4 protein-coding genes are annotated in these 3,899 nt (G+C 66.7%); 3 read left to right on the forward strand and 1 reads right to left on the reverse strand.

What is annotated here, in order from left to right:
* Nucleotides 1-237: 237 nt before the first annotated feature.
* The 3 genes from EOA33_RS27130 (at nt 238) to EOA33_RS27140 (ending at nt 3,157) form a co-directional block, all read left to right on the forward strand.
* Complete coding sequence (locus EOA33_RS27130) at nt 238-1,977, forward strand: HAMP domain-containing sensor histidine kinase (RefSeq protein ID WP_127407039.1); 1,740 nt, start codon at nt 238-240, stop codon at nt 1,975-1,977.
* The gene (locus tag EOA33_RS27135; RefSeq protein WP_127407040.1) at nt 1,952-2,734 is read left to right on the forward strand and encodes a peptidoglycan-binding protein; all 783 of its coding nucleotides are present in this window, start codon (nt 1,952-1,954) and stop codon (nt 2,732-2,734) included. The genes EOA33_RS27130 and EOA33_RS27135 overlap by 26 nt, the downstream gene beginning before the upstream one ends.
* A 72-nt stretch (nt 2,735-2,806) precedes the next feature.
* A complete protein-coding gene (locus EOA33_RS27140) occupies nt 2,807-3,157 on the forward strand; it encodes a DUF1491 family protein (RefSeq protein WP_127407041.1) in 351 nt (116 codons plus the stop codon).
* On the opposite strand, the gene EOA33_RS27145 is transcribed toward EOA33_RS27140, so the two are convergent.
* Nucleotides 3,152-3,899: hypothetical protein (locus tag EOA33_RS27145; RefSeq protein WP_127407042.1), on the reverse strand; the 748-nt coding region annotated here is incomplete at its 5' end. The two genes, EOA33_RS27140 and EOA33_RS27145, sit on opposite strands and share 6 nt — an antisense overlap.

Raw genomic sequence — 3,899 nt, forward strand, 5'->3', positions numbered from 1 at the left:
GTTTACCATGGCGCGAGATCGCCGGGCTTTCCCGCGCCGGCGTCTCAATATTTGCCGTGGGCCGGGCGTCGACCGGGTCAGCCTTATCCATTCCTTAAACGCTGGATGCGAGTCTCAGGGCAAGCAAAAGCGACCTGCGAAAAGCAGGGCAGTTCACGACCGGGTGCGAGTGCGTTGAGTTCGATTACGGCCAGATACGCTGAATTGCCTGGCGCGATGGCTGCCGGCTGCGAACGTATGGTCCATCCGACCATAACGGGCGTGGGCGAGCGCCTGCGCCAGCGCCGCTTCATCGGCGTCATGCTGGCAGCCCCCTTCCTTGCCGCCGGCGCCGCGGTGACGCTGGTCACCTCGAGCCTTGGCGCCGCCGTGACGGTGACCGCGATCTTCGCCGCCTTCGGCCTTTGCTGGTTCGCCGCGCTGCTGGTTGCGGCATCCGGCCGGATGGCGCTCGTCGGCCGTGCGGCGCTCTTGTTCGGCGGCCTTGCTCTTGCAGGCGCGATCTTCGCCGCCGGCGGTCTTGCCTCGCCGGTCGCGCTGCTTGCGCTTACGCTCCCGTTCGAAGCCTGGTGGATCGGCGGCTCGCGACGCGCCGCCCTGTGGGGCGCGCTGTCCGCGCTCGGCGCCGTCCTGCTGCAGCTTTTCGCCGGCCCGCTGTTGCCGCTCGGCTCGGCCGGGATCGCCGCCTGGCACTGGCTGTTGCCGCTGGCCTGGGCGTTGACCCTGGTCCCGCGTCTGAATTCGCTCCGTGATCCTGGCAACACCCAGCCGGTGTCGCTCGCCCGCGACCGGCTTGAGGACATCATCGATGCCGTCGTGCTGCAGTTGGGCCGGCAGGGCGAGGTACTGGACGCTTCAGCCAAGGCGCGCGCCATCCTGAAACTTCAGCCGGAGCTTCTTCTCGGTACCGGCCTGTTCGAGCGCGTCCACCTCGCCGATCGTGTCGACTATCTCTCCGCGCTCGCCGATATGCGCGACGGTGCCGCAATGCGCCGGGTCGACCTGCGCATCCGGCTGCCGCGCGATGGGTCAGGCGCCGCCGACAATTTCCGGCCGTTTCGTCTTCAGCTAATGCGGGGCGAGCAGCGGGACACCTTTATGCTCCTGCTCAGCGAAAACGACGAGGTCGCGGCCCTGCGCGAAAAGCTCGCCGCCGCTAACGAGACCGCGGCCGCGGCCGAGGTGACGAAAGGACGTTTCCTGGCCGTGGTCAGCCACGAGCTTCGCACGCCACTCAACGCCATCATCGGCTTCTCCGACATGCTGCTGCATGAGATGTTCGGTCCCTTCGGCGATCCGCGCCAGAAGGAATATGTCGGCCTGGTGAGGGACTCCGGCCAGCATCTCCTCAACGTCGTCACCTCGATCCTCGACGTTTCCCGGATCGAGGCCGGCGCCTACGCGACCGAGCCCGAGCCGTTCCGCTTCGCTGAAGCGGTCGATATGTGCCAGTCGATGATGCGGCTGCAGGCCGAGGCCAAGAATATCAGGCTTGCCGCGCAAATCGCGCCGGATGCGGGCGAGATCAACGCCGACCGCCGCGCCGTTCAGCAGATACTGATCAACCTCGTCTCCAACGCCATCAAGTTCACACCTGATGGCGGCAAGGTCGTGGTGGGCGCCAAGCGGGTCGGCTCGCGGCTGCATTTCTGGGTCAGCGATACCGGCATCGGCATCGCCGAGGAGGATTTCGTCAATCTCGGCAAGCCCTTCATGCAGATCCAGAACGACTATACGCGCCGCTTCGAGGGAACCGGGCTCGGCCTGTCGCTGGTCAAGGGCCTTGTGGCACTGCATGACGGCACCATGTCGATCGAGAGCATGCCGGGTGAGGGCACCACGGTGACGATCAGCCTGCCGGTGAACGGACCGAGAGGTCGTTCGGACAAGAGCGATGGGGTGTTGGCGATACCCGCGCTGAAGACCAAGGGGCATGCGAAAGGGGACAGGAATGGCTCGCTCCGCAAAACAGCCTAGGGCGGTCAAGCGCCAGAGCAGCGCCTTCGAGGAGGGCGCGATTGCACTCGGCGGCATGATCTCGCGCAATCCGGTGCTGGTCGGCGGTTCGACCGCCTTCCTGGTGACGCTATTTTATGTCTCGGCCAACGCGCTCTGGTACCAGCCTTTCCCGCACGCCGGCGCGTTCTTCGCCACCAGGAGCATCGAGGATTTTCCGCGTGCTGGTGCGGAAGAGCCCGAGACCACCATCAACATCGTGCGGCCTGCGCCGGTCAAGAGCGATCCGACCGTCGAACAGGTCCAAGGCATTTTGAAAGATCTCGATTTCTATTCCGGGACAGTCGACGGCATTTCCGGCCCCAACACCCGCAAGGCCATCCAGGCCTATCAGCAGAAGGTCGGCCTGCCGGCCACCGGCGAGATCGACGCCATGCTGCTCGACCAGCTCGGCGCCAAGCAGACGACGGCGGCCATTCCGCATCCCGTGCCGAGGCCCGTGGACAGGGCCACAGCTCCGGCAGCGGCGCCTTTGGCGGCACCGATTCCAGTCTCGGCGCCGGCCAACGTGTCCGCCGAGGCGCCCGACGCCCGCATTGTCAAGATCCAGGCCGGGTTGAAGGCCTTCGGCAACAACGACATGCAGCTCGACGGCGTCGTCGGCGCCCGCACCAAGGCGGCGATCAAGGAGTTCCAGTCGTTGTTCGGCTTGCCTGAGACCGGCGAGCCCGATGAGATCGTGTACGTCAAGATGCGCGAGATCGGCCTCACCAACTGAGCGTCGGGCGACAGCTGGCGCAATCACGGGCCGATGTTGTAAGGAGCCGCGCATGCCGTCCGGAGCCTTGCCATGCGCGTGACCACCGATCTGTGGGTGTCGGCCCTGTTGCGCCGAGTGTTCGCCGCCGGCGGTTTTGCCGCGGTGGCGAAGCGCGGCGCGGCCGAGGCGGGCGCGGTCTTCGTGCTGTCGCGCGGCCGGCTGGGCGCGGTCGCCCTGTTCGGGCCGGCGCCGCAGACCAGCTACGATTCGGCCAAGCCTGACGAGCGCTTCTTCAGCCTGCTTGGTACCGGCGACGATGCCGCACCGTTCGACGCCAGGCTGGAGCGCGAGAAGAAATTCGATCCCGACATCTGGGTGGTCGAGATCGAGGCCGGCGCCGTTCCGGTCGAGGACCTTTTGTCCGTCAAGACGGACTCATGACGCCTTGAGGTTTGCGGCGGAGTCGTCGCTGTTCGAGGCTCGGCGTTCCTCGGCATTCGCCACCTCGCCCGCATTGCCGCGGATCGCCCGCGACAGGGTCTCAACCTTCCAGGCGCGCACCTTGTCGAGTGCGGCGTCGCGGTGCAGCAGGCGGTAGCGGTCGAGGAACAGGCGGATCGCCTGCGGGTGCGGAAACTCTCTGGGATAGACGGCGACGGCGATCAGGAAGGCCCGGTCCTCGTTGAGGTCGAGCGAGCGCAACGCGGCAAGCAACGCAGCATAGCCTGCCTGTTCGGTCAGCGCCCGCGCCGTCTGGAAATCGATATCGAGCGCGTCCGCCAGCGCCGTCTGGAAGAAGGCGGCGTTGCCGGTCAGCGCCGTCTCACGCAACTTGGTGAAGGTCGACGGGGCGATAAACGGATTGACGCTCTCGGTTCCCGCTTCGGGGCGCATCATCGCGCGCAGCCGGCGCCTGGCATTTGCGGCGGCAATGCCGGGCGTCTCACGCATGTCCGCGCTGGCGGGAAGGGCGGGTTCGTCCTTGACTATCGGTGCTTCTGACCCGACGGGTGCCGGGTCGGCCTTCGCGGGCAATGCCTGGACGATGGGCTGCGGCGGCCGCAGCCTGACCAGCGTCGGCTTTTCCAGCGCCTTGATCAGGTCCGCGATGGTCGGGTTCAAAGCTTTGCGGCGGGCGATGGCGCGAGCATGCGGCAGGCCGTGGCGGCCGATCAGCGCGATA

It is taken from the genome of Mesorhizobium sp. M4A.F.Ca.ET.050.02.1.1, from assembly GCF_003997725.1.
Lineage (GTDB): Bacteria > Pseudomonadota > Alphaproteobacteria > Rhizobiales > Rhizobiaceae > Mesorhizobium.